Here is a 23,366-nt window from a genome sequence, read left to right as displayed (position 1 = left end):
GCTAGGGCCTGCTGGTCACTGCTAGGCGGTCTTCAGGTAATGATCGAGCACCCGCACGCCGAAGTGGAGGGCCTCGACCGGTACACGTTCGTCCACGCCGTGGAAGAGCGCCTGGTAGTCGAAGTCGACGGGCAGCTTGAGCGGGGAGAAGCCGTAGCCGGTGATGCCGAGCCGGGAGAACTGCTTGGCGTCCGTGCCGCCCGACATGCAGTACGGCACGACATGCCCGCCGGGGGCGAAGTGTTCCACCGCCGCCCGCAGTTTCGCGTACGTCGGGGAGTCGGTCGGCGCCTCGAGGGCGGTCTCCCTGTGGTGGAACTCCCAGTCCACCTGGTCCCCGGTGAGCAGGTCCAGGGTCTGCCGGAACTCCTCCTCGCCGCCGGGCAGGAACCGCCCGTCGACGTAGGCGGTTGCCCGGCCCGGAATGACGTTGACCTTGTAACCGGCGTCCAGCATGGTCGGGTTGGCGCTGCCGCGTACGGTCGCCTCGACCAGCGCGGCGGCGGGGCCCAGCTTGTTGAGGAGGGCGTCCACGTCGAAGCCGGGCGCGTCGAAGTCCGGTGCGTCGAGGTGGTGCAGGGCGGCGAGTTCGGTGAGGCTGGCCCGGACGGTCGGGGTGAGCCGCACCGGCCATTCGTACTCGCCGATCCGCGCGATGGCGGCAGCCAGCCTGCTCACCGCGTTGTCCCGGTTGACCTTGGAGCCGTGGCCCGCCGTGCCGATGCCGGTGAGCTTGAGCCAGCCGGTGCCCCGCTCACCGGCGGCGATCGGGTAGATCTCCAGGCCGGGGCCCGCGTGGAAGGTGTAGGCGCCGGATTCGCTGATTCCTTCCGTACAGCCCTCGAAGAGCTCCGGATGGTCTGCGGCGAGGAAGCCCGATCCGTCGACCGCGCTGGCCTCTTCGTCTGCGGTGAAGGCGAGCACGATGTCGCGGCGGGGCCTGGTGCCGGTGCGCGCCCAGGCCCGTACGACCGCGAGGACCATCGCGTCCATGTTCTTCATGTCGATCGCGCCACGGCCCCAGACCACTCCGTCGCGGACCTCCCCGGAGAAGGGGTGCACGCTCCAGTCGGCGGGCTCGGCGGGTACGACGTCGAGGTGACCGTGGACGAGGAGCGCGTCGGCGGACGGGTCGGTGCCGGCGATCCTGGCGACGACGTTGGTCCGGCCGGGGGTACGTTCGAGCAGCACGGGCTCCAGGCCCGCGTCGGTGAGCCGCTCGGCGACGTACTCGGCGGCCGGGCGCTCGCGGCAGTCGCCGCCGCCGCGGTTGGTGGTGTCGATCCGGATGAGATCGGACGTGAAACTCACGACCTCGTCGAGCGCGAGCGCGTCGATCGTTCCCCCGTTGACCGTTCCCCCGTTGACCGGCTGTCTGTCAGCCATACTGCTCCTCCACCGCGGCCGAGACGATCGTCGTGACGGCCTTGAAAGTACGAATGCCCTCATACATCGTTCCGCTGGTGTACTCGACACGCCGTTCTCCGGTCGCCTCCACCCCCGGTACCACGGTGGCGACCCCTGAAAGGTGCTCCGCGTCGAACTCCAGCTCCACGGTGAACGATCCGCCGCGCACCGGCTCGTGACGTACGGCCAGAGCGGTTGCCTCCTTGGCGGCGGCCCTGATGTCCGCGGCGGTACGGGCCGGGGTGCGGCACACCGCGGCGTACCGCGAGACGCAGTCCTTGACCGCGACCTTGCGGGCCTCGGGCGCGTACCCCTTGGCGTCCTCGCAAGTCAGGTCGTCGCCGGTGACGAGCACCACCGGAACCCCGTACTCCGCGACGACGTGGGAGTTGAGCAGGCCCTCGCTGGCGCGCTCGCCGTTGATCCACACCCCCGTGATGGAGTTGGCGAGGTAGGTGTGCGCGAGGACGCCCTCGGTGCCGGCGCCCGTGTGGTAGCCGACGAACGCGATGCCGTCCACGTCCCCGTGCTGCACGCCTTCGACCATGCTGAGTGATTTGTGCCGGCCCGTGAGCATCTCGGCGCGCTCGTCGAGCTGCTCCAGGAACAGGTTGCGCATGGACCAGTGCGCCTCGTTGATGAGCACCTCGTCGGCGCCCCCGTCGAAGAAGCCGAGGACGGCCGCGTTCACGTCCGAGGTGAACAGGGACCGGCAGCGCTCCCACTGCGGCGTGCCCGGCAGCACATCGGCCGGCCAGGTGACACCGGTGGCGCCCTCCATGTCGGCGCTGATGAGGATCTTCATGAATCAGCTGTCCCCTCATCGCGTGCCCTGACGTCCATGCTCATGCCGCGTCACGTTACGCGCCCACGAACGCCCAGGCCAGAACCACAGCAGCAGGCCCACGGTTCCCCTGTTACTGAGGTCCCGTCAGCCGTGCGCCGCGGTCACGGCGGTGGTCACCAGGCCGTGGCGCACGGCCCAGCGACCCTCGAACGAGCGGATGCGGCGGCCCGCGAGCACCGGGCCCGGAACGAGCAGTACGGCTCGGAGGTCGCCCGTGGCCCCGTCGCCAGGGAAGAATTCGATCTCCGCCTCGCTGAAGTCCAGCCACTTCCTGGCCGCCGGAAACCACGCCTTGTAGACGGACTCCTTGGCACTGAACAGCAGCCGGTCCCAGCACACGGTGGGGTCGTCCGAGGCCAGCCGCCGCAGCCGCTCCCGCTCGACCGGCAGCGTGACCGTTTTCTCGACACCCGCGGGCAGCGCCAGATGCGGCTCCGCGTCGATGCCCAGCACCTCGAGATCTCCGGCGGGCGCCAGCGCCGCGGCGCAGTAGCCGTCGCAGTGCGTCATGCTGCCGATCACCCCGGCCGGCCAGAGCGGGGCTCCGCGCTCCCCCGGCAGGACGGCCTGCGGCGGGACGCCGAGCTTCTCCATCGCCCGGCGGGCGCAGCTCCGTACGACGGTGAACTCCCGGCGCCGCTTCTCCACCGCCTTCTCGACGAATGCGTGCTCCCCGGGAAACAGCACGGCGTCCCAGGGCGCGTCGTTCCCGAAGACCTCCACGGTCACGACCGAGTCCGGCAAGATTCCGTCCAACACGTGCGTCCGCCCCCCATCGGCTGAATCTCCGGGCAGTTTATCGTCCACCGCTCACCGCCCTCCCGCGCCCGGCAGCGTCTGGGTGATCCGCCACAGGCGGCGCGGCAGGTCGCCCTCCTCGAAGGCGTGCACCTCGCGGAGCTCCCACCCCTCGGCCAGCGCGTCGACCAGCCCCCGGTCGAAGAAGTGCACCGCGAACCCGCCCTGCTCGAAAATGTCGTCGCCGTGGACGGTGCCCGCCCCGTAGTGGGCGTCGCCGGTGTGGCGGACGGTGTAGACGAAGGTGCCGCCGGGCCGCAGTACCCGCCGTACCTCGCCCACCAGGTCACGGACCTCGGCGGTCGACAGCGCCATGCACATCAGCATGTGGGCGAAGACGGCGTCCACAGAGCGGTCCGGCAGCGGGAGCGGGTTGCGTACATCGTGAACCATGACGCTCACCGAAGAGCCGAGGCCCAACTCCTCTGCCCCCTCAGTCAGTTGATCGAGTCCGGCCGGGCTGAAGTCCGTGGCCCGGACGGTGAAGCCGCAGCCGGCGAAGTACAGGGCGTCGCGCCCGTGCCCCGCCCCGAGTTCCAGTACGTCCTTCGCCCCCGCCACGCAGAACACCGCGGCAGCATGGACTGCGGCGGCGGAAGGAGCATCGCCGTACATCAGCGGATGGTCGGCGTACGTGCGCTGCCAGTGCTCGCGCTGCGCGTCGGCCAGCTCCCGGCCCTGCTCCGGCATCGTTACTCCCTCTGCTCCACCGGCGCCCCGCACCGGGGCCCGGCTCAGCGTAGGGCCCCCGCACCGGCGCCGCCCGGCTCAGCGCGCCAGGACCGGCCCGTGAACCGCCGGCGTCACTCCGAACGGCCGACGACCAGCCACTTCGACGGAAGTTCGATGCGTGTCCCGTCCGTCCCGTACTCCGTTGTCATCAGCGGCAGCTCCCCGCTCGCCAGTACCGCGAGCCCCGCCGCCCGGAAGTGCCCGGCCGCCTCGGCGTCCCGCATCCCGAGCGGCGCGATGCCGTGTGCGAACACCGGCCGCATCTTGGGCGGCGGCCCGTCCGGGCCCTGCGCCAGCCCCATCAGCACCTCCCGCGCCGCCTCCGCCGGTTCCACCACGAACGCCCTGCCCCGCTCCCCCACCAGCCGGGCGACGGCGTCGGCCACCGGCTGCCGGTCGGCCGGCTCGCACTGGTGCAGTACGCCGCGCATGTAGACCTGCGCGTCGCCGAGCTCGGCGTGCAGCCGCCGGACGGCCGGCTCGTCCGACGCGTCGAGCTGCTGGAACCGGATCCGGCCGGTCGGATCGTGGTGCTCGGCGTGCTCGATCGCGGCCGCCGCCAGATCGACACCCGCCACCCGGGGAAACCGGTCGGCGAGGAAGAGCGTCTGAGTGCCGTTTCCGCAGCCGAGGTCGACCACGGGCAGCGCGGACTCTGTCAGGTACGGCTCCAAGAGGGAGAGGTGAAGCCCCACGGTGAGGGCGGGCTCCGCGTCCCAGAAGACCGCGCCCGGCTCGTGCGGAGCCTCCCGCCAGAACCCTTCCCAGGCGTCCCTGTACCGGCTCGTCACACTCATGTTCCAGCTCCCCACCGCACAAGTTGGTCTATCCCAGCGCCAGTTCGAACCACACCGTCTTACCCTCCCCGGTACGGTTCGCGCCCCACTCCCGCGCCACACTGTCGACCACGGCGAGACCGCGCCCCGCCTCGTCGTCCGGTCCCGCACTCGTCAGCGCCGGCAGTGCGTGCCCGTCGTCGTCCGTGACCTCGCAGAGCAGCCCGTCGCCCCGTACGAGCCGGAGGGCACCGCGGCGGCTGTCCGTGTGCGTCTCCCCGTGCCGCACCGCGTTGGTGACGATCTCGCTGACCAGCAACTCCGCACTCTGCGCGGCCTTTTCGAGCCCCCATGCCGCTAACTGTCCCCGCACCAGCCGCCGCGCCCGGCCCACCTCGCGCGGCTCCAGCGTCAGCTCCCACTGGGCCACGTCCCGCTCCGCGATGCCGTTGAGCCGGACCATCAGCAGCGCCACGTCGTCCTTGCGCCCTCCTCGGCCCTCTTTCCAGGCCGACGCGGCCAGGGCCCGGATGACCGTGTCGCAGGCGTCGTCCATCGAGGCCGCCGGATGCGCCGCCGACTCGCACAGCGCCGCCAGTCCTACGCCGATGTCCTCGCCCCGCACCTCCACCAGACCGTCCGTGCACATCACCAGCCGGTCGCCCGGCTCCACAGGCATCCGCACGCACTCGAAGGCCACGCCGCCCACCCCGATCGGGGCCCCCGCCGGAAGGTCCAGCAGCTCGCTGCGCCCGTCGGCGGCCCGCACCAGGACGGGCGGGATGTGGCCGGCGTTCGCGAGGAGCAGATCGCCTCGGACCGGGTCGTAGACGACGTACAGACAGGTCGCCAGATAGTGCGGGCCGAGCCGTTGCGCCAGGTCGTCGAGGTTGCGCAGGAGCTGTTCGGGCGCCAGGTCGAGGGCGGCCATGGTCTGGACGGCCGTACGCAACTGGCCCATCATCGCCGCCGAGTTGAGTCCGTGTCCCATGACGTCGCCCACCACCAGCGCGGTGCGCGAACCGGGCAGTTTGACCGAGTCGAACCAGTCGCCGCCGACCCGCCCGAGCAGCGTGCCCGGCAGATAGCGGGTCGCCGTGTCGCAGCCGGCCATCCGCGGCGCGACACGCGGCAGCATGCTGGTCTGGAGGGAATCGGCGACGCTCTCCTGGTACGTGTACATGCGGGCGTTGTCGAGCACGAGCCCGGCACGCGCGGCCAGTTCGGCGCCGGTGACGCGGTCCATGTCGTTGAAGAGGGCCCGCCCCGGGTGGCGCAGCAGGATCATGAAGCCCAGCACCACATCGCGCGCCTTGAGCGGCACGACGAGCATGGAGCGCCCGTTGATCAGCGGCCTGATGTCGCGCTTCTCGAACTGCGCGGCGATGGCGGTGCCCATCTCCTCGCTGATCCTCGGTACGAGCACCGGATCGCCGGTCGTCATGCACTGGAAGAACGGTGTGTGCACGGGAAAGACCATGGATTCACCGACCGGCACCACATCGTCCCAGCGCCCCGGCGCGTCGACGTGTTCGACGGCGACCCTGTGCCACATCGCGGCGGCGTCCGGCGGCCCGTCGGGGAAGCCCTCGCCCGCGATGACCTGCTCACGCAGGTAGGTGCCCGCGACGTCGGTGAAGCGCGGCACCACGGCGGCGCCGACTTCCCCGATCGTACGGGCGAGGTCGAGCGAGGAACCGATGCGCCCGCTCACCTCGTTGAGGAATTCGAGGTGCTCGCGCACGGCGGCGTACTCAAGGTCGAGATCCTGCTCGGTGGGTACGCCGAGGGGCTCTGCGGCGTCCCGTGTCGCCGATGGCCGCCCGGCCCCGCGCCGCACCCGCCTCGGCACACCCCAGTCGGGCGTGACGGGCACCCGGTCGTGGTGGCTGAACTCCAGGACCGGATAGCCCAGTTCAAGCACCTGCGCGACGATGCGGCCGGACTCGCCGACGCTCATGCTCGGCAGGATCTCGGGCAGCCGCCGGGCCAGTTCGCCGGATCCCGGGAACTCCGTGTGGAGGGCGAATCCGGGGACGATCCGCTCGGTGCCACGCCCCTCGGCCCGGTGCTCGCTCGCCAGCCGGCCCGCGTCCGCCGCGAGTACGAGCAGCCGCTCAGGCCCGGGTACGACCAGCGGATACGCCCACCACAGCACGTCGAGCCGGTCACGCCCCGGCTCGAAGAGCGTGGCGCGGCCGGCGGCGGGACAGGAGGTGAGGCCGCTCAGGGTGTCGTCGAGGCCGGGGCCGAGCCCTTCATAGGACTCGTAGGCCCGGCCCGCCATATGGGCAGCGTCGTCGGCGAGGGCTCCGGAGACCGGCATGAGGTCGGTGGCGAGCCGTCCGACGGCTTCTTCCCTAGCCGGACCGAACAAGCTCCGCGCCCCGGTTGACCAGTGCGACACGAGCCCGTCACCGTCCACCACGACGACGGCAAGCGGAATCCGGCCGGTGGCCGCGCGCTCGCGCGCTGCCGTGGGCCCAGTGCCACTGTCCATGGGTGGGAGGCTCCCTTCCCGCCGAAAGATTCTGTGGCTTCGCCCACCAAGGTAGGGCCCGCGGGCCGCCCCGCGCGGGGCAACAACACAATAGGTCGTGCGCCCGCGCACAAGGGGCGTTGGCATGCGGTGAAAGGTCAGTCCTCGTGGCCGAGTTGGAGATCGCGTTCGGTACGCCCGCCGCCCGCGACCTGAAGCACGGTGGCGACCGGCGGGTAGCCCGCGGCGATCACCGTGTACTCGCCGGACGACAGATCGACGAAGCGGAATGTGCCGTCGAGTCCCGTGGTGAGCGTGTCGACCACATTGCCCCCGGCGTCGAGCAGCGTCACCCGGGCGTCCTCGACGGGCCGGCCACCGGTCGCCCGTACGGTGCCGCGCAGCACCGCGCCGCCCGCCAGCTCGATGTCCTGCCGGGTCTCCCGCGAGGCCTGCACGCTGACCGGAAGCGCGGCGGGCCGGAACGCGGGCGCGCTGCCGGCCAGGGTGTACTCGCCCGCCACCAGTTCCGTGATCACATACCCGCCCTCGCGCCCGCTGCGCGTCGAGGCGACGACCTCTCCCCGTACGTCGGTGAGCGTCACGGCGGCGTCCCGCACCGGCGTCCCGTCCGCGGTGTGCACGGTCCCGGCGAGCCGCCCCGCGCCGCCGAGCACCACGTCGAGCTCGACGGGGCGTTCGCCGACGGTGACGGTGACGGCCTGCGGCTGGTGCCCGCCGGCCGCCGCGATCATCACGTACGACCCGGATCCGGCCACACTCAGCGCGTACCGCCCGTCGTCGCCGCTCGCACCGCGCCCGACCTGCCGTCCGGATACGTCGATGAGGGTGAGGGCGGCGCGCGGCACGACGCTGCCGTCGTGGTGCTGGACGGTGCCGCAGACGGGGACGCCCGACAGGTACGGGGCGGTGGCGGCGGTGCGGGCCGCGGGGATCGCGGAGGTCTCGGCTGCGGGGGCGTTGTAGGACACCAGCGGTTTCTCCTTGAGGAAGCAGGCGATGAGCAGGCCGAGTACGAGCACCGGCACGAGGTAGAGGAAGATCCGCGGCATGGCCACCGCGTACGCCTCGATGTAGGCGTCGCGCAGCGCGGGCTCCATGGCGTGCACGAGCTGCGGGGTGATGGACGCCGGATCGGGGAGGCCCGCGCCCGCGGGCAGCCGTTCGGCGAGCGCGTCCGCGAGCCGGTTCGCGAAGAGGGTGCCGAAGACAGCGGCACCGACGCTGCCGCCGACCTGCCGGAAGTAGTTGTTGGCGCTGGTGGCGGTGCCGAGGTCGGCCGGAGGCACGGAGTTCTGGACGGCGAGGACGAGCACCGGCATGACGAGTCCGATGCCGACGCCGAGCAATCCCATCCAGATGCTGTAGTGCAGTTGGGAGGTGTCGGCCTCCAGGCGGGACAGCAGCCACATGCCGACCACCGAGCACGCGCTGCCGACGACCGGGTAAATGCGGTAGCGGCCGGTGCGGCTGATGAGGTGCCCCGAGACGACCGAGGCGATGACCACCCCGCCCATCATCGGCAGCATCAGCAGTCCGGATTCGGTGGCGCTGACGCCGCCGACCATCTGGAGGAACGTCGGCAGGTAGCCGGCGGCACCAAAAAGCGCGATGCCGACGACCGCGCCGACAAGGCTGGTGATGGTGAAGACGGAGTCGCGGAACAGCCGCAGCGGCATGAGCGGTTCGGACGTGCAGCTTTCGACGACGATGAACAGCAGAGTCGTTCCGGCAGCGCCGGTGGCGAGGCCGAGAATGACCCGCGAGTCCCAGGCGTGCTCCGTACCGCCCCAACTGGTCAGCAGCACAAGGCAGGTGGAGGCGGCGGCGAGCAACAGCGCACCGAGTACGTCCAGTCGCGGCCGTACGTCCGGCTTCGGGAGCTTCAGTACGACGCCGACGACGGCCATGGTGACCAGCCCGAACGGGACGTTGATGTAGAAGCACCAGCGCCAGGACGCGTGGTCGGTGAAGAAGCCGCCGAGTAGCGGTCCCGCCACCGACGCGAGGCCGAAGGCGGCGCCGATGAGGCCCATGAAGCGGCCGCGGTCCCTGGGCGGCACGATGTCGGCGATGATCGCCTGGACGCCGATCATGATCCCGCCGGCGCCGACGCCCTGGAGGGCGCGGAAGGCGATGAGCTGGTCCATGGTGCGGGACCAGCCGGCCAGCGCCGAGCCGGCGACGAATACGACGATCGCGAACTGGAAGATGCCTTTACGGCCGAAGAGGTCGCCCAGTTTCCCGTAGAGGGGAAGGCCGATCGTTGCCGTCAGCAGATAGGCGGTGACCGCCCACGACATCCGGTCCAGGCCCTGGAGTTCACCGACGATCTTCGGGAGGGCGGTGGCGACGATCATCTGCTCCAGCGCCGCGAGGAGCAGCGCGAGCATCAGCCCGAAGAACACCAGCCGGACCCGGCCGGGGCTGAGGGGCCGAGCCTCGGCCCTTCCGGCGGCGGGGAGTTGGACGTGGGGCGGTGGTGCCCCAACGGCGCCGCCTGCCGCGTCCGTCTTCACCAGAGTGATCCCGCCCACGTACCGCTCCCCTCGTCGCCCCGCGCCGCCCATTTCTCGCATTACGCGACAACTGGGAGCAAGCGGGGCGATCGAGTCGAGCGGCGCACGCGGGCGGCTTCACCCCCGGTGGGAGCCCTGCGGCGTACCACCGGCGCGCCGGAAAGACCACTCGAACCAGTGACGGACTACCAAGGACTACTACGGACCGCTTGCGGCTACTTCTCCACCTGGGCGGCGAGGTTGGCGAGCAGGGCGTCGTAGATCCGGCCGAGACCCTTGGGCGCGAAGGTCTTCTCGAAGAAGCCGCCGATGCCCCCGGCGCCGTTCCACACCGTGCTGACGACGGCCTTCGACTTGCCCTCACCGGCCGGGGTGACGGTCCAGGTGGTGACCATGGACGAGTTGCGGTCCTTCTCGACGAGCTGACCGTCGGTCGGCTCGGTCACCTCGAGCAGGCAGTCGCGGACGCGCTTGCTGGTGGCCTGGAGCTTCCAGTGGACGAGGGTGCCCTCACCGTCGCCGCCCTCGCGCACCTCGTACTCGGAGAAGTGCTCGGGCAGGAGCTTTTCGCGCGCGCCGCTGTAGTCGGCCAGCGTGTCGAACACCGTCTCCGCATCCGCCGCGATGATCCGCTCCGTGGTGGCCTCGACCTGCGCCATGCGTGTTCCTCCAGCACTTGGGTTTTCAAGGGTGCGGCTTACCCAACCACCTCGGGTACGGCCGCCCAAAATCGGGGTTGCGAGAAAGAAGGGGCTGCGACAATGAAGGGAACGTGTGTTCTATTCTGTGGTCAGTGCTACCGAGGAGGCGCACATGCGCTGGAACAATCTGGCCGAAAACCCCGCCGCTACCGGGGAAGCCGCGCTCTTCGGAACGGACGCGGTGACCACTCGCACCTTCGACACCCCCGAGTTCCGGGGGATCACCTTCCACGAGGTGCGCGCCCGCTCGATCGTGAACCGGGTGCCGGGCGCTTCACGCATGCCGTTCGAATGGACGGTCAATCCCTACCGGGGCTGCACGCACGCGTGCGTCTACTGTTTCGCGCGCAAGACCCACACCTATCTGGACCTCGACACCGGCCTGGACTTCGACTCGCAGATCATCGTCAAGATCAACGCGCCGGAGCTCCTGCGCGGTCAGCTCGCCTCCAGCCGCTGGCAGGGCGCGCACATCGCGATGGGCACGAACGTCGACTGCTACCAGCGGGCGGAAGGCCGCTACCGCCTCATGCCCGGCATCATCACGGCCCTGCGCGACCGCGCCAACCCCTTCTCGATCCTGACCAAGGGCACGCTGATCCTGCGCGACCTCGACCTGCTGGTGCAGGCCGCTGAGGTCACCGACGTCGGCATCTCGGTGTCCGTCGGCTTCACCGACCAGGAGCTGTGGCGCACGGTCGAGCCCGGTACGCCGTCCCCCGAGCGCCGTCTGGACGTCGTACGCACCCTCACCGACCACGGCATCGGCTGCGGCGTGCTGATGGCCCCCGTCATCCCCTTCCTCGGGGACTCCCCCGACCAACTGCGCGCCACCGTCCGCGCGATCGCCGCCTCGGGCGCGACTTCGGTCACCCCGCTCGTGCTGCATCTGCGGCCGGGGGCGCGGGAGTGGTTCATGGCGTGGCTCGGGGAGCGCCATCCGCACCTGGTCCGCCGGTACGAGCGGCTGTACGCGGAAGGTGCGTACGCGCCGAAGTGGTACCAGCGCCGCATCACCCGCCAGGTGCACGACCTGGCCACGGAATTCGGCATAGGCCCGTCGGGACCTCGCAGCTTCCGGCGCACCGCGACGGCCGTCGAACCGGATCCCCCCGGCCCGACGCAGCTCACGCTCCTCTGACGCGACAGTGACGTCAGGCGGCGTCAGGCGGCGTCAGGTGCGGCGGGCCAGGAGATAGGCCCGGCGGGTCCGGGCCTCGTGGGCGTAGTGGGTGCGTTCCATGCGCATCTCCACGGTGAAGCCGGCCACTTCGAGGAGTCCGGTGATGTGCGCGGGATCGAGGAAGCGGAAGTCGACGTCCACGTCATGCCCCCACCACTCGTCCAGGTGCCGGACCTCCTCACCGATGTGGAAGGAGAGGAGGAGAAGCCCGGCGGGGCGCAGCACCCGCCGCGCTTCCTCGAAGGCGCGTTGCAGGTCATCGGGATCGAGGTGGATGATCGTGTAGAAGGCTACGGCGGAGCCGAACTCGCCGTCCTTGGCGGGAAGTTCCAGCAGGTCACCTTCCCGGAACTCCACCTGTGCGAACCGGCGCCGGCCGGCCTCGACCATGCCTGCGGACAGATCGATCCCGACCGTACGCGCGCCCTTCTCGGCGAGCCAGGCCGCCACGTGCCCGGGGCCACAGCCGAGGTCGGCGATCGCGGTCCCTGATTTTGTCTGCTCCAGGAGCGAGGCAAGGAGCGCCCGGTCGAGCGGCTTCCCGGCGAGCTCGTCGTGCAACCGGGCCGCGTACTCCTCGGCCACGGTGTCATAGCTGCGCCGTACAGAGTTGTGCTGCGCATGATCACCCATAGAGGCCAGCATGCCACGGGGGCATCAAGCCCCGGCGCGCACCGCCGAATCGGGCAGATCCGACAGCAGCAAGGCCGTACTGTCCGCGGCCAGTTGTTCCGCGTGTGCGGGCAGGCCCTCACCGCCGCGCACATGACGGCGTACCAGCGCGAGTGGCAGGTCGATGAGCGCGAGGGCGATGCGCTCGGTCTCGGCAGGGCGGGATGCGCCCAGAGCGGCCCCGAGAGCGGCGATCTCCCCGAAGACCCGGCGGTTGCCGGCGTCAGCGCGATCCGTCTGCTCCGGGGCCCAGTCGTCCTTGCCGAAGGCCTCGGGGCCGTGCAACAGCAGCGCGGTCTCGTCCCGGTTGGTACGGCTCCACGCCACCACATGGCGCGAGGCGGCGACGGCGGCTGCCCTGGGGTCGTCGCCGGACGCGGTGAGCACCGCGACGTATCCCTCCTGGAATCTCTCGACCGTACGCAGCCACACCTCGGCCAGCAGCGCGGTCCGGGACGGGAAGCGGTGATAGACGGAGCCGCTCGGGGCGCCGACGGCCTTGGCCACCGCGGCCATGGTGACGGCGGAAGGGCCGCCCTCCGCCGCGAGGCGCACGGCAGCGTCGAGAAGCAGTGGAGTGTCGTACCGGGTTGGCCTGGCCATGTTCTGGAGAGTACCCTCCAATTTATTAGAGAGGTCCCTCCAAAACCGGACTCCGGGAGTTCCCATGGCAGCGCTGATGTCGGCCTTCAACGTCCACGAGCGCCTCCTGCCCGTCAGGGCACCTCGACGCGATGAGCGTCGAGGAGGACGCCGCCCGGCGCCGCGCGTGTCTCGCCCAGGGCGACGGCGCGGGCCGCGACGTCGTCGCCGAGCGCGACGGGCAGGTCATCGGCTGGGGCTGCTACGGGGCGTACCGCGAGGAGGACAGCCCGACCGCCGACGCCGAGCTCTACGCCCTCTACGTCCTGCCGGAGCACCACCGCACCGGCGCCGGCCGCGCCCTCACCGCCGAGCTCCTGGCCCGCGCCGCCGCCGACGGCCACCCGCGCATGCTCCTGTGGGTCCTCACCGAAAATGCCCGCGCCCGCCGCTTCTACGAGAAGGCCGGTTTCGCGCCCGACGGAGCCGAGGCGCCCTTCGACGTGCACGGCGTCGCCGTCCCCGAGACGCGCTACGCGAGGCGGCTGAGCGCGGCGGACGCGGCGGCGACCAGCCGCGGATGATCCAGCGCCGCTTCCAGCACCGGCCGCGCCCGCGCGTCCCGCAGCTGCCCCAGACCCTCGACGCACGCGAGCGCCACCCGCCAGTGGGGGTTCGTCGGGGCAAGCAGGCCGCGCAGTGTGGTGATCAGCGCCGGTACGGTCTCCGGCGCCCGGAGCTCGGTGAGCAGCCGCACCGGGTGCAGCGCGTACGCCGTGCGAAGGGAGTTTGTGGCGAGCGCCGCCGCGGCGCGGGCCGTGCGCGGGTCGCGCAGCCGCGCCAGCGCGTACGCCGCGGTGACGCACCGCTGTGGATCGCGGTGGTTCAGCAGCAGCACCAGCGTCTCGAATGCCCGCCGGTCCCCCGCGCAGCCCAGGCGGAAGGCGGCCATCTCCCGCGCCCACAGGGGCCGTTCGGTCTCGGTGAGGACCCGGGCCAGTTCGTCCCGGTCCTCGGTGGCGAGCAGCCGCTCGTACGCCACCGGATCCTCCGCCTCTCCCCGCACCCGGCCGGCGAGTGACCGCAGCTCCTCATCCATGCGGCAAGGGTATGCACCGCACAGGCGTCCTAGATCACATCCCGCCAGGGCTGGCGCGCTCGTTACTCGCCGGTTAACCTCAAGTGAGCGGGCTACCCCCCGCTGAATGATCACCTCTTGGCGGCCTGGTGACGCAGCCGCCCCGAGTGCTTTGTCGGTTCGGTGTTTTCTTCCGCGACGTGACTCCGGGACAGAGTCCGTCGGCCCCGCCCCCGCAGCTCGACCTGCTCTGCGTATTTCGTACGCACTCCGCACGCGACTTCTTTGCGCCGTGCGCCCCTCAGTCGTCACCTCATTCTCTGGAGTCCCGTGATGGACACCCCTCTCAGTACCGTCGCCGTCGTCGGTCTCGGCACCATGGGCACCGGCATAGCCGAGGTCCTGGCCCGCGCCGGCCGTGAAGTCATCGGCATCGACATCAGCGAGGAGGCCGCCAGGCTGGCCGTCGCCTCGCTCGAAGCCTCCACCGCCCGAGCAGTGGAGCGGGAGCGGATCACCGCCGAGGAGCGGCGCGACATCCTCGCCCGTTTCCGTACCTTCTCCGACCTCCAGGCGGCAGCCGACGCCGATCTCGTGATCGAGGTCGTTCACGAGTCGTACGAGGCCAAGCAGCAGGTCTTCCGCGCCCTCGACACCATCGTGCGCCCCACCACGGTCCTGGCGACCGGCACGAACGCGCTGTCCGTGACCCGCCTCGCCGCCGACTCCGCGCACCCCGAGCGCGTCCTCGGCATGCACTTCTTCAACCCGGCGCCCGCGATGAAGCTGGTCGAGATCGTCTCCTCGGTGCTCACCGCGCCGCAGGCCGTCGAGGCCGTCACCACGCTCGCCCGCGACCTCGGCAAGGAGCCGGTCGCGGTCGGCGACCGGCCCGGTTTCGTCGCCGACGGCCTGCTCTTCGGCTACCTCAACCAGGCCGCCGCGATGTACGAGGCGAAGTACGCCTCCCGCGAGGACATCGACGCCGCGATGCGGCTGGGATGCGGTCTGCCGATGGGCCCGCTCGCCCTGCTCGACCTGATCGGCATCGACACGGCCCGTACCGTCCTGGACGCGATGTACGCCGAGTCCCACGACCGGCTGCACGCCCCCGCCCCCATCCTGAAGCAGCTCAGCGAGGCGGGCCTGAGCGGCCACAAGTCGGGCCGCGGCTTCTACACGTACGAGGCGCCCGGCAGCCACACCGTGGTGCGCGACGCGCTCACCCCGCTGGAGAGCGCCGGCGTGACCGCTGGGCTGCCGGTGCGGTCCGTGGGCGTCGCCGGATCCGGGACCATGGCGTCCGGCATCGCGGAGGTCTTCGCGAAGGCCGGTTACGACGTGGTGCTCGCGGCCCGGAGCCAGGAGAAGGCGGACAAGGCGAAGGCCCGTATCGCCAAGTCCCTTTCCCGCTCTGTCGACAAGGGCCGGATGACGGCCGAGGCGCGCGACGAGACGCTGGCAAGGGTCAGCCCCGCCGGCTCGCTCGACGCGTTCGCCGACGTCGACCTGGCGGTCGAGGCGGTCGCGGAGGACCTGGAGGTCAAGCAGCAGCTCTTCGCGACGCTCGACAAGGTCTGCAAGCCGGGCGCGGTGCTCGCCACGACCACGTCCTCGCTGCCCGTCGTCGCCTGCGCCCGCGCCACCTCGCGCCCGCAGGACGTCATCGGGATGCACTTCTTCAACCCGGCGCCCGCGATGAAGCTGGTCGAGGTCGTCCGTACCGTCCTCACCTCGGACGCCGTCCACGCGACCGTCCGCGAGGTGTGCGTCAAGATCCGCAAGCACCCCGTGGACTGCGGCGACCGCGCCGGATTCATCGTGAACGCGCTGCTCTTCCCGTACCTGAACAACGCGGTCAAGATGGTCGAGCAGCACTACGCGTCGCTCGACGACATCGACGCCGCGATGAAGCTGGGCGGCGGCTACCCGATGGGTCCCTTCCAGCTCCTCGACGTCGTGGGCCTGGATGTCTCCCTCGCCATCCAGAAGGTTCTGCACAGCGAGTTCCGCGACCCGGGCCTGGCGCCGGCCCCGCTGCTCGAACACCTGGTGGCCGCGGGGTGCCTCGGCCGCAAGACGGGACGCGGCTTCCGGGAGTATGCCGGGCGCTGAGCAGGAGGGTGTGACCGGATGGGGCGGGCTGCTGGAGCCGGACGGCAGCCCGCACCCACAGGCGCGCTCTCCTGCGGGGATGCAGTACGTTCGGGGCATGTCCCAGCCCGCTGACTCCCCCCGACGACCGTCCCGTACCAGCTCCGCTTCCGAAGCCCCTGAAAGCGCGGCAGGCAGCCGCGCAGCCGCTCAGCGGCTCAAGATGCGCCGTGAACTGTCGGCCGCGGCGATGGAGCTGTTCGCGACCAAGGGGTACGAAGCGACGACGGTCGACGAGATCGCCGCCGCGGGCGGGGTCGCGCGGCGGACCTTCTTCCGGCACTTCCGTTCCAAGGAAGAGGCGATCTTCCCGGACCACGACGACACGCTCGTGCGCGCGGAAGCGGTGCTGAACGCCGCGTCCCCGCACGAGCACCCGCTGGACACCGTCTGCCGGGGCATCAAGGAAGTCATGCGGATGTACGCGGCCTCCCCCGCGGTCTCCGTCGCCCGCTACAAGCTCACCCGCGAGGTCCCGACCCTCCGCGAGGCGGAGATCGCCTCCGTGGCCCGCTACGAGCGGCTGTTCACGCGCTATCTGCTGGGCCATTTCGACGAGCACGACCACCATGACGACAACGACGACCCGCTGCTGGCGGAGGTGGCCGCGTCGGCCGTCGTGACGGCGCACAACCATGTACTGCGGCGCTGGCTGCGGGCGGGCGGCCAGGGCGACGTGGAGGCACAGCTGGACCACGCGTTCGCGATCGTCCGCGACACCTTCGGTACGGGCATCGGGGCGGGCCGCTCGGCGGACCGCCAGAAGCCGGCGCCGTCGGGTTCGAGTTCAGCCTCGGCCTCGGCCTCGGTGAGCGGCGACGTGCTGGTGACCGTGGCCCGCACGGACGCGCCCCTGGACGAGGTCATGCGTACGATCGAGCGAGCACTCAAGCAGAGCTGACCAGGCCGCTTTTCCGCCGGTCCCAGACGCCGCCCGCCCCCGGACTTCCGGGAGGCGGGCGGCGTCTTTGCGTGCTCTGATGAATCCAAATCGATCGATCATCGCTCACATGTGACGGCGAGGTGACAACTGAGAGAAATTGTTGGCACTCAGTGTCTTGTCACGTGGCACGGGGTGTCATACGTTGATGTTGTCCGGGCGGCCGGCGTGCAGAGACCTCTCGTACGCCGGCTGTCCCCGCAAACCACGTGTTTGTGCGCCCGGGCGCCTGCGTCACAGGCAACCTCCCGCGCTACCCGCGCTGCCAGAACACTCGCAACACCGCCGAACCGACGGCACCCCTCCACAGCAGCACCCCGACGTTCCCCTCAAAAGCGTTCCCCTCGGAACGCGCTTCGCCGGAGGCACCCCGTGAAGGAAATCCTGGACGCGATCCAGTCGCAGGACAGTACGGCCGCAGACATCGCAGCCCTGTCCATCCCCGAGTCGTACCGCGCGGTGACCGTGCACAAGGACGAGGCCGAGATGTTCTCCGGCGTCGCCAGCCGGGACAAGGACCCGCGCAAGTCCCTCCACGTGGAGGACGTGCCGGTGCCCGAGCTCGGGCCGGGCGAGGCCCTCGTGGCGGTCATGGCCAGCTCGGTCAACTACAACTCCGTCTGGACCTCGATCTTCGAGCCGGTCTCGACCTTCGGCTTCCTGGAGCGGTACGGCAAGCTCAGCGACCTCAGCAAGCGCCACGACCTCCCGTACCACGTCATCGGCTCCGACCTCGCGGGCGTCGTCCTGCGCACCGGCCCCGGCGTGAATGCCTGGAAGCCCGGTGACGAGGTCGTCGCGCACTGCCTGTCCGTCGAGCTGGAGTCGTCCGACGGCCACAACGACACGATGCTCGACCCCGAGCAGCGCATCTGGGGCTTCGAGACGAACTTCGGCGGTCTCGCCGAGATCGCGCTCGTCAAGTCCAACCAGCTGATGCCGAAGCCCGACCACCTCAGCTGGGAGGAGGCCGCGGCCCCCGGCCTGGTCAACTCGACGGCGTACCGCCAGCTCGTCTCGCGCAACGGCGCCGGCATGAAGCAGGGCGACAACGTCCTGATCTGGGGCGCGAGCGGCGGACTCGGTTCGTACGCCACCCAGTTCGCGCTCGCCGGTGGCGCAAACCCGATCTGTGTCGTCTCCAGCGACCAGAAGGCGGACATCTGCCGCGCGATGGGCGCCGAGGCGATCATCGACCGCAACGCCGAGGGCTACAAGTTCTGGAAGGACGAGCACACCCAGGACCCCAAGGAGTGGAAGCGCTTCGGCAAGCGCATCCGCGAACTCACCGGCGGCGAGGACATCGACATCGTCTTCGAGCACCCCGGCCGCGAGACCTTCGGCGCGAGCGTCTACGTCACCCGCAAGGGCGGCACCATCACCACCTGCGCCTCGACCTCGGGCTACATGCACGAGTACGACAACCGCTACCTGTGGATGTCGCTCAAGCGGATCATCGGCTCGCACTTCGCGAACTACCGCGAGGCGTGGGAGGCCAACCGCCTGATCGCCAAGGGCAAGATCCACCCGACGCTCTCGAAGGTGTACTCGCTGGAGGACACCGGGCAGGCCGCGTACGACGTGCACCGCAACCTCCACCAGGGCAAGGTCGGCGTGCTGGCGCTGGCGCCCCGCGAGGGCCTCGGTGTGCGTAACCACGAGCTTCGTGAGCAGCACATCGACGCGATCAACCGCTTCCGGAACATCTGATGGGTGAGCGTCGGAAGGACCGGCCCTGGCTCATGCGGACGTACGCCGGTCACTCGACCGCCGAGGCGTCCAACGAGCTGTACCGCAACAACCTCGCCAAGGGCCAGACCGGCCTGTCGGTCGCGTTCGACCTTCCGACGCAGACCGGCTACGACCCCGACCACATCCTCGCCCGCGGCGAGGTCGGCCGGGTCGGGGTCCCGGTGTCCCATCTCGGTGACATGCGGCGGCTGTTCCAGGACATCCCCCTGGAGCAGATGAACACCTCGATGACCATCAACGCGACGGCCATGTGGCTGCTGGCGATGTACCAGGTGGTCGCGGAGGAGCAAGGTCTCGACAAGGAGGCCATCACCAAGCTCCAGGGGACGACGCAGAACGACATCGTCAAGGAGTACCTGTCGCGCGGGACGCACGTCTTCCCGCCGGTGCCCAGCCTGCGCCTGACGACGGACATGATCACCTACACGGTGAACCACATCCCCAAGTGGAACCCGATCAACATCTGCAGCTACCACCTCCAGGAAGCCGGCGCCACGCCGGTCCAGGAGATCGCGTACGCGATGAGCACGGCCATCGCCGTCCTCGACGCCGTACGGGACAGCGGTCAGGTTCTGCCGGAGAAGTTCGGGGACGTCGTCGCCCGTATCTCCTTCTTCGTCAACGCGGGCGTCCGCTTCGTCGAGGAGATGTGCAAGATGCGCGCCTTCGGCCGCATCTGGGACAAGGTCACCCGCGAGCGGTACGGCATCGAAAGCGAGAAGCAGCGCCGCTTCCGCTACGGCGTGCAGGTCAACTCGCTCGGGCTGACCGAGGCGCAGCCGGAGAACAACGTCCAGCGCATCGTCCTCGAAATGCTGGCCGTCACCCTCTCCAAGGACGCCCGCGCCCGCGCCGTGCAGCTCCCCGCCTGGAACGAGGCGCTGGGTCTGCCCCGCCCCTGGGACCAGCAGTGGTCGCTGCGCATACAGCAGGTGCTCGCACTGGAGAGTGATCTGCTGGAGTACGAGGACATCTTCGCCGGGTCGCACGTCATCGAGGCCAAGGTGGAGGCGCTGGTCGCCGAGTCCTTCGCCGAGATGGATCGCATCGAGGAGATGGGCGGCGCGATGGCCGCCGTCGAGTCCGGCTACCTCAAGTCGCAGCTGGTCTCCTCGCACGCGGAGCGCCGCGCCCGCATCGAGTCCGGCGACGAGAAGATCGTCGGCGTCAACTGCTACGAGTCGACCGCGCCCAGCCCGCTCACCGCGGACCTCGACGGCGCGATCATGACGGTCGACCCTGCCAACGAGGCCCGCGTCGTCGCCAAGCTCCACGAGTGGCGCGACAACCGCGACGAGGCCCGCGCGTCCGAGGCCCTGGCGGCCCTCAAGAAGGCCGCGGCGGGCACCGAGAACCTGATGAGCCCCACCGTCGAGTGCGCCCGTGCGGGCGTCACCACCGGCGAGTGGTCCTGGGCGCTGCGGGACGTCTTCGGCGAGTTCCGCGCGCCGACGGGCGTGAGCAGTGCCCCGGTCGCGGTCACCGCCGAGGCGGGTACGCCGCTCGCGTACGTACGGGAGAAGGTGTCCCGTACGGCCGACGAGCTCGGCTCGGGGCGGCTGCGCCTGCTGGTCGGCAAGCCGGGCCTGGACGGGCATTCCAACGGCGCCGAGCAGATCGCTGTACGAGCACGCGATGCGGGCTTCGAGGTGGTCTATCAGGGCATCAGGCTGACGCCCGAGCAGATCGTGAGCGCCGCCCTCGCGGAGGACGTGCACTGCGTCGGTCTGTCGATCCTGTCCGGCTCGCACGCCGAGCTGGTGCCGGACGTTCTCGTACGCCTTCGAGACGCCGGCGCAGCCGACATTCCGGTGATCGCGGGCGGGATCATTCCGCCGGCGGACGCCGAGCAGCTGCGGGCTGCCGGAGTGGCCGCAGTTTTCACCCCTAAGGACTTCGGTATCACGGAGATCATCGGCCGTATCGTCGACGAGATCCGGAAAGCGAACAAGCTCGACCCTCTGGAGGTCTCCGCATGACCACGCCCACGCCCGCCGTGAACCGGCTGCGCCCGCGCCGCTCCTGCCTCGCAGTTCCTGGCTCGAACCCGCGCTTTCTGGAGAAGGCCCAGGGCCTGCCGGCCGATCAGGTCTTCCTGGACCTGGAGGACGCGTGCGCGCCGCTCGCCAAGGAAGGCGCCCGGCACACCATCGTCGACGCGCTGAACAACGGTGACTGGACGGGCAAGACCCGGGTCGTGCGGGTCAACGACTGGACGACTCGCTGGACGTACCGCGATGTCATCACGGTCGTCGAGGGCGCGGGACCGAACCTCGACTGCATCATGCTGCCGAAGGTCCAGGACGCCCAGCAGGTCGTCGCGCTCGACCTCCTCCTCACCCAGATCGAGAAGACGATGGGCTTCGAGGTCGGCAAGATCGGCATCGAGGCGCAGATCGAGAACGCGAAGGGCCTGGTGAACGTCGACGAGATCGCCGCCGCCTCCCCCCGCCTTGAGACGATCATCTTCGGCCCGGCGGACTTCATGGCCTCCATCAACATGAAGACCCTGGTCGTCGGCATGCAGCCCCCCGGCTACGGCGCCGACGCGTACCACTACATCCTGATGCGCATCCTGATGGCGGCCCGTACGCACGACCTCCAGGCGATCGACGGTCCCTTCCTCCAGATCCGTGACGTGGACGCGTACCGCGAGGTCGCGGGCCGTGCGGCGGCGCTGGGCTTCGACGGCAAGTGGGTGCTGCACCCCGGTCAGGTCGACGCGGCCAACGAGGTGTTCTCGCCCTCTCAGGAGGACTACGACCACGCGGAGATGATTCTCGACGCGTACGAGTGGTGCACGTCCGAGGCCGGCGGCAAGAAGGGCTCCGCGATGCTCGGTGACGAGATGATCGACGAGGCCAGCCGCAAGATGGCGCTCGTCATCTCCGGCAAGGGACGCGCGGCCGGTATGCAGCGCACCTCCAAGTTCGAAGCCCCGGAGGCCTGATCATGCAGTTCGGACGCACTTACGAAGAGTTCGAGATCGGCGCGGTCTACAAGCACTGGCCCGGAAAGACGGTCACGGAGTACGACGACCACCTCTTCTGCCTGCTGACCATGAACCACCACCCGCTGCACATGGACAGCAACTACGCCGAGAAGACGACCGACTTCGGCAAGAACGTCGTCGTCGGCAACTACATCTACTCGCTGCTGCTGGGCATGTCCGTGCCGGACGTGTCCGGGAAGGCCATCGCCAACCTGGAGGTCGAGTCGCTCAAGCACATCGCGCCGACCTTCCACGGCGACACGATCTACGGCGAGACCACCGTCCTCGACAAGACGCCGTCGAAGTCCAAGAACGACCGCGGGATCGTCTACGTCGAGACCAAGGGCTACAAGCAGGACGGCACCGTCGTCTGCGTGTTCCGGCGCAAGGTGATGGTCCCGACCGAGACGTACATCAAGGAGCGCGGCGGCGAGCAGCCCGGCCGCCCGGAGCCGAAGGTGCAGGGGAAGTAATCATGGCCCGTCTCGCCCAGACCGCCGGTCTGACCGACATCCAGCAGGAAATCCTGGCCACGGTCAGGAACTTCGTCGACAAGGAGATTCTCCCCGTCGCGACCGAGCTGGAGCACCGCGACGAGTACCCGACGGAGATCGTCGAGGGCCTCAAGGAGCTCGGACTCTTCGGGCTGATGATCCCCGAGGAGTACGGCGGCCTGGGTGAGTCCCTTCTCACATACGCGCTGTGTGTCGAAGAGATAGCTCGTGGCTGGATGAGCGTCTCCGGGATCATCAACACCCACTTCATCGTGGCGTACATGCTCAAGCAGCACGGCACCCAGGAGCAGAAGGACACCTTCCTGCCGCGCATGGCGCTGGGCGAGGTGCGGGGCGCGTTCTCGATGTCGGAGCCGGCGCTCGGTTCCGACGTGTCGGCGATCACGTCCAAGGGCGTGAAGGACGGCGACGAGTACGTCCTGAACGGCCAGAAGATGTGGCTGACGAACGGCGGCTCGTCCACGCTCGTCGCGGTCCTGTGCCGCAGTGACGAGGGTCTCCCCGAGGGCTCGCCCCCGCACAAGCAGATGACGACCTTCCTGGTGGAGAAGGAGCCGGGCTTCGGTGAGGTGCGTCCCGGCCTGACCATCCCCGGGAAGATCGACAAGATGGGCTACAAGGGCGTCGACACCACCGAACTGATCATGGACGGACTGCGCATTCCGGCCAATCGTGTACTCGGTGGGACAACCGGCCGAGGGTTTTACCAAATGATGGACGGCGTCGAGGTCGGCCGCGTCAATGTGGCGGCGCGTGGCTGCGGCGTAGCACAGCGTGCGTTCGAATTGGGTGTCTCGTATGCCCAGCAACGTCACACTTTCGGCAAGCCGATCGCTCAGCACCAGGCGATTCAGTTCAAGCTGGCCGACATGGCTACCAAGGTCGAGGCCGCGCATGCGATGATGGTTAACGCAGCACGCAAAAAGGACTCCGGGGAACGAAACGACCTAGAGGCAGGGATGGCGAAGTACCTCGCCTCCGAATACTGCAAGGAAGTCGTCGAGGACGCCTTCCGTATCCATGGTGGTTACGGGTTCTCGAAGGAGTACGAGATCGAGCGTCTCTACCGCGAGGCGCCGATGCTGCTCATCGGTGAAGGTACCGCCGAGATCCAGAAAATGATCATCGGCCGGCGACTCCTCGAGGAGTACCGATTCCAGGGCTGATTGCACCTTTTGCGGTTAAATCACCGCGAAAAAGATCACACCCTGGCAGCTT

At 69.7% G+C, this 23,366-nt stretch carries 20 protein-coding genes; 9 read left to right on the top strand and 11 right to left on the bottom strand.

What is annotated here, in order from left to right; all coding sequences use genetic code 11:
- Nucleotides 1-21 precede the first annotated feature (21 nt).
- The 8 genes from J7E89_RS14235 to J7E89_RS14200 all read right to left on the bottom strand — a co-directional run bounded on the left by J7E89_RS14235 (nucleotide 22) and on the right by J7E89_RS14200 (nucleotide 10,238).
- A complete protein-coding gene (locus tag J7E89_RS14235) occupies nucleotides 22-1,386 on the bottom strand; it encodes a M20/M25/M40 family metallo-hydrolase (protein WP_214973434.1) in 1,365 nt (454 codons plus the stop codon).
- Nucleotides 1,379-2,212, bottom strand: coding sequence for a M55 family metallopeptidase (locus tag J7E89_RS14230; RefSeq protein WP_214973432.1), 834 nt, complete (start codon nucleotides 2,210-2,212; stop codon nucleotides 1,379-1,381). Before J7E89_RS14230 ends, J7E89_RS14235 begins: the two co-directional genes overlap by 8 nt.
- A gap of 126 nt (nucleotides 2,213-2,338) precedes the next feature.
- Nucleotides 2,339-3,013, bottom strand: coding sequence for a 4'-phosphopantetheinyl transferase superfamily protein (locus tag J7E89_RS14225; RefSeq protein ID WP_214973430.1), 675 nt, complete (start codon nucleotides 3,011-3,013; stop codon nucleotides 2,339-2,341).
- Nucleotides 3,014-3,064: 51 nt separating this feature from the next.
- Complete coding sequence (locus J7E89_RS14220; RefSeq protein ID WP_214973427.1) at nucleotides 3,065-3,742, bottom strand: class I SAM-dependent methyltransferase; 678 nt, start codon at nucleotides 3,740-3,742, stop codon at nucleotides 3,065-3,067.
- Nucleotides 3,743-3,855: 113 nt separating this feature from the next.
- A complete protein-coding gene (locus tag J7E89_RS14215; protein WP_214973425.1) occupies nucleotides 3,856-4,581 on the bottom strand; it encodes a class I SAM-dependent methyltransferase in 726 nt (241 codons plus the stop codon).
- Nucleotides 4,582-4,609: 28 nt separating this feature from the next.
- Complete coding sequence (locus J7E89_RS14210) at nucleotides 4,610-7,060, bottom strand: SpoIIE family protein phosphatase (RefSeq protein WP_214973424.1); 2,451 nt, start codon at nucleotides 7,058-7,060, stop codon at nucleotides 4,610-4,612.
- Between the two features lie 137 nt (nucleotides 7,061-7,197).
- The gene (locus J7E89_RS14205) at nucleotides 7,198-9,597 is read right to left on the bottom strand and encodes an MFS transporter (RefSeq protein ID WP_374196816.1); all 2,400 of its coding nucleotides are present in this window, start codon (nucleotides 9,595-9,597) and stop codon (nucleotides 7,198-7,200) included.
- Between the two features lie 197 nt (nucleotides 9,598-9,794).
- Nucleotides 9,795-10,238 (bottom strand): SRPBCC family protein, encoded by a 444-nt coding sequence (locus J7E89_RS14200; RefSeq protein WP_214973423.1) that lies wholly within the window; start codon nucleotides 10,236-10,238, stop codon nucleotides 9,795-9,797.
- Nucleotides 10,239-10,392: 154 nt separating this feature from the next.
- On the opposite strand from J7E89_RS14200, the gene J7E89_RS14195 reads away from it, so the two are divergent.
- Nucleotides 10,393-11,421, top strand: a complete 1,029-nt coding sequence (locus J7E89_RS14195) for an Rv2578c family radical SAM protein (RefSeq protein WP_214973422.1) — start codon at nucleotides 10,393-10,395, stop codon at nucleotides 11,419-11,421.
- A gap of 33 nt (nucleotides 11,422-11,454) precedes the next feature.
- Here the strand turns inward: J7E89_RS14195 and J7E89_RS14190 are convergent, their stop codons facing one another.
- On the bottom strand, nucleotides 11,455-12,096 hold the full coding sequence (locus J7E89_RS14190) for a class I SAM-dependent methyltransferase (RefSeq protein ID WP_251060538.1): 642 nt from the start codon (nucleotides 12,094-12,096) through the stop codon (nucleotides 11,455-11,457).
- Nucleotides 12,097-12,120: 24 nt separating this feature from the next.
- Nucleotides 12,121-12,738: a TetR/AcrR family transcriptional regulator gene (locus tag J7E89_RS14185; RefSeq protein WP_214973419.1), complete on the bottom strand. Its 618-nt coding sequence runs from the start codon at nucleotides 12,736-12,738 to the stop codon at nucleotides 12,121-12,123.
- A gap of 131 nt (nucleotides 12,739-12,869) precedes the next feature.
- On the opposite strand from J7E89_RS14185, the gene J7E89_RS14180 reads away from it, so the two are divergent.
- Nucleotides 12,870-13,301 (top strand): GNAT family N-acetyltransferase, encoded by a 432-nt coding sequence (locus J7E89_RS14180; RefSeq protein WP_214973418.1) that lies wholly within the window; start codon nucleotides 12,870-12,872, stop codon nucleotides 13,299-13,301.
- Here J7E89_RS14180 and J7E89_RS14175 read toward each other — a convergent pair.
- Nucleotides 13,250-13,816, bottom strand: a complete 567-nt coding sequence (locus tag J7E89_RS14175) for an adenylosuccinate lyase (protein ID WP_214973417.1) — start codon at nucleotides 13,814-13,816, stop codon at nucleotides 13,250-13,252. The two genes, J7E89_RS14180 and J7E89_RS14175, sit on opposite strands and share 52 nt — an antisense overlap.
- 312 nt (nucleotides 13,817-14,128) lie before the next feature.
- Here J7E89_RS14175 and J7E89_RS14170 point away from each other — a divergent pair, with 312 nt between their 5' ends.
- The 7 genes from J7E89_RS14170 (at nucleotide 14,129) to J7E89_RS14140 (ending at nucleotide 23,314) form a co-directional block, all read left to right on the top strand.
- A complete protein-coding gene (locus tag J7E89_RS14170) occupies nucleotides 14,129-15,910 on the top strand; it encodes a 3-hydroxyacyl-CoA dehydrogenase family protein (protein ID WP_214973416.1) in 1,782 nt (593 codons plus the stop codon).
- Nucleotides 15,911-15,989: 79 nt separating this feature from the next.
- Nucleotides 15,990-16,850: a TetR family transcriptional regulator gene (locus J7E89_RS14165; RefSeq protein WP_214973652.1), complete on the top strand. Its 861-nt coding sequence runs from the start codon at nucleotides 15,990-15,992 to the stop codon at nucleotides 16,848-16,850.
- A 411-nt stretch (nucleotides 16,851-17,261) separates the two neighbouring features.
- On the top strand, nucleotides 17,262-18,599 hold the full coding sequence (ccrA, locus tag J7E89_RS14160) for a crotonyl-CoA carboxylase/reductase (RefSeq protein ID WP_214973415.1): 1,338 nt from the start codon (nucleotides 17,262-17,264) through the stop codon (nucleotides 18,597-18,599).
- Nucleotides 18,599-20,620, top strand: a complete 2,022-nt coding sequence (locus J7E89_RS14155; protein WP_214973414.1) for a protein meaA — start codon at nucleotides 18,599-18,601, stop codon at nucleotides 20,618-20,620. Before ccrA ends, J7E89_RS14155 begins: the two co-directional genes overlap by 1 nt.
- Nucleotides 20,617-21,591: a CoA ester lyase gene (locus J7E89_RS14150; RefSeq protein ID WP_214973412.1), complete on the top strand. Its 975-nt coding sequence runs from the start codon at nucleotides 20,617-20,619 to the stop codon at nucleotides 21,589-21,591. Before J7E89_RS14155 ends, J7E89_RS14150 begins: the two co-directional genes overlap by 4 nt.
- Nucleotides 21,592-21,593: 2 nt before the next feature.
- A complete protein-coding gene (locus tag J7E89_RS14145) occupies nucleotides 21,594-22,106 on the top strand; it encodes a MaoC family dehydratase (protein ID WP_214973410.1) in 513 nt (170 codons plus the stop codon).
- A gap of 2 nt (nucleotides 22,107-22,108) precedes the next feature.
- The gene (locus J7E89_RS14140; RefSeq protein WP_214973408.1) at nucleotides 22,109-23,314 is read left to right on the top strand and encodes an acyl-CoA dehydrogenase family protein; all 1,206 of its coding nucleotides are present in this window, start codon (nucleotides 22,109-22,111) and stop codon (nucleotides 23,312-23,314) included.
- Nucleotides 23,315-23,366 lie beyond the last annotated feature (52 nt).

The organism is Streptomyces sp. ISL-100 (assembly GCF_018614615.1).
Classification (GTDB): Bacteria; Actinomycetota; Actinomycetes; order Streptomycetales; family Streptomycetaceae; genus Streptomyces.
The sequence above is the reverse complement of the archived record's forward strand: the minus strand, read 5'-3'. Positions and strand labels throughout refer to the sequence as shown.

What these genes read in the sequence shown, in the direction of transcription:
- J7E89_RS14235 (WP_214973434.1), bottom strand. Translation starts at nt 1,386, where the DNA reads ATGGCTGACAGACAGCCGGTCAACGGGGGAACGGTCAACGGGGGAACG.
- J7E89_RS14230 (WP_214973432.1), bottom strand. Translation starts at nt 2,212, where the DNA reads ATGAAGATCCTCATCAGCGCCGACATGGAGGGCGCCACCGGTGTCACC.
- J7E89_RS14220 (WP_214973427.1), bottom strand. Translation starts at nt 3,742, where the DNA reads ATGCCGGAGCAGGGCCGGGAGCTGGCCGACGCGCAGCGCGAGCACTGG.
- J7E89_RS14215 (WP_214973425.1), bottom strand. Translation starts at nt 4,581, where the DNA reads ATGAGTGTGACGAGCCGGTACAGGGACGCCTGGGAAGGGTTCTGGCGG.
- J7E89_RS14210 (WP_214973424.1), bottom strand. Translation starts at nt 7,060, where the DNA reads ATGGACAGTGGCACTGGGCCCACGGCAGCGCGCGAGCGCGCGGCCACC.
- J7E89_RS14200 (WP_214973423.1), bottom strand. Translation starts at nt 10,238, where the DNA reads ATGGCGCAGGTCGAGGCCACCACGGAGCGGATCATCGCGGCGGATGCG.
- J7E89_RS14195 (WP_214973422.1), top strand. Translation starts at nt 10,393, where the DNA reads ATGCGCTGGAACAATCTGGCCGAAAACCCCGCCGCTACCGGGGAAGCC.
- J7E89_RS14190 (WP_251060538.1), bottom strand. Translation starts at nt 12,096, where the DNA reads ATGGGTGATCATGCGCAGCACAACTCTGTACGGCGCAGCTATGACACC.
- J7E89_RS14185 (WP_214973419.1), bottom strand. Translation starts at nt 12,738, where the DNA reads ATGGCCAGGCCAACCCGGTACGACACTCCACTGCTTCTCGACGCTGCC.
- J7E89_RS14180 (WP_214973418.1), top strand. Translation starts at nt 12,870, where the DNA reads ATGAGCGTCGAGGAGGACGCCGCCCGGCGCCGCGCGTGTCTCGCCCAG.
- J7E89_RS14175 (WP_214973417.1), bottom strand. Translation starts at nt 13,816, where the DNA reads ATGGATGAGGAGCTGCGGTCACTCGCCGGCCGGGTGCGGGGAGAGGCG.
- J7E89_RS14170 (WP_214973416.1), top strand. Translation starts at nt 14,129, where the DNA reads ATGGACACCCCTCTCAGTACCGTCGCCGTCGTCGGTCTCGGCACCATG.
- J7E89_RS14165 (WP_214973652.1), top strand. Translation starts at nt 15,990, where the DNA reads ATGCAGTACGTTCGGGGCATGTCCCAGCCCGCTGACTCCCCCCGACGA.
- J7E89_RS14155 (WP_214973414.1), top strand. Translation starts at nt 18,599, where the DNA reads ATGGGTGAGCGTCGGAAGGACCGGCCCTGGCTCATGCGGACGTACGCC.
- J7E89_RS14150 (WP_214973412.1), top strand. Translation starts at nt 20,617, where the DNA reads ATGACCACGCCCACGCCCGCCGTGAACCGGCTGCGCCCGCGCCGCTCC.
- J7E89_RS14145 (WP_214973410.1), top strand. Translation starts at nt 21,594, where the DNA reads ATGCAGTTCGGACGCACTTACGAAGAGTTCGAGATCGGCGCGGTCTAC.
- J7E89_RS14140 (WP_214973408.1), top strand. Translation starts at nt 22,109, where the DNA reads ATGGCCCGTCTCGCCCAGACCGCCGGTCTGACCGACATCCAGCAGGAA.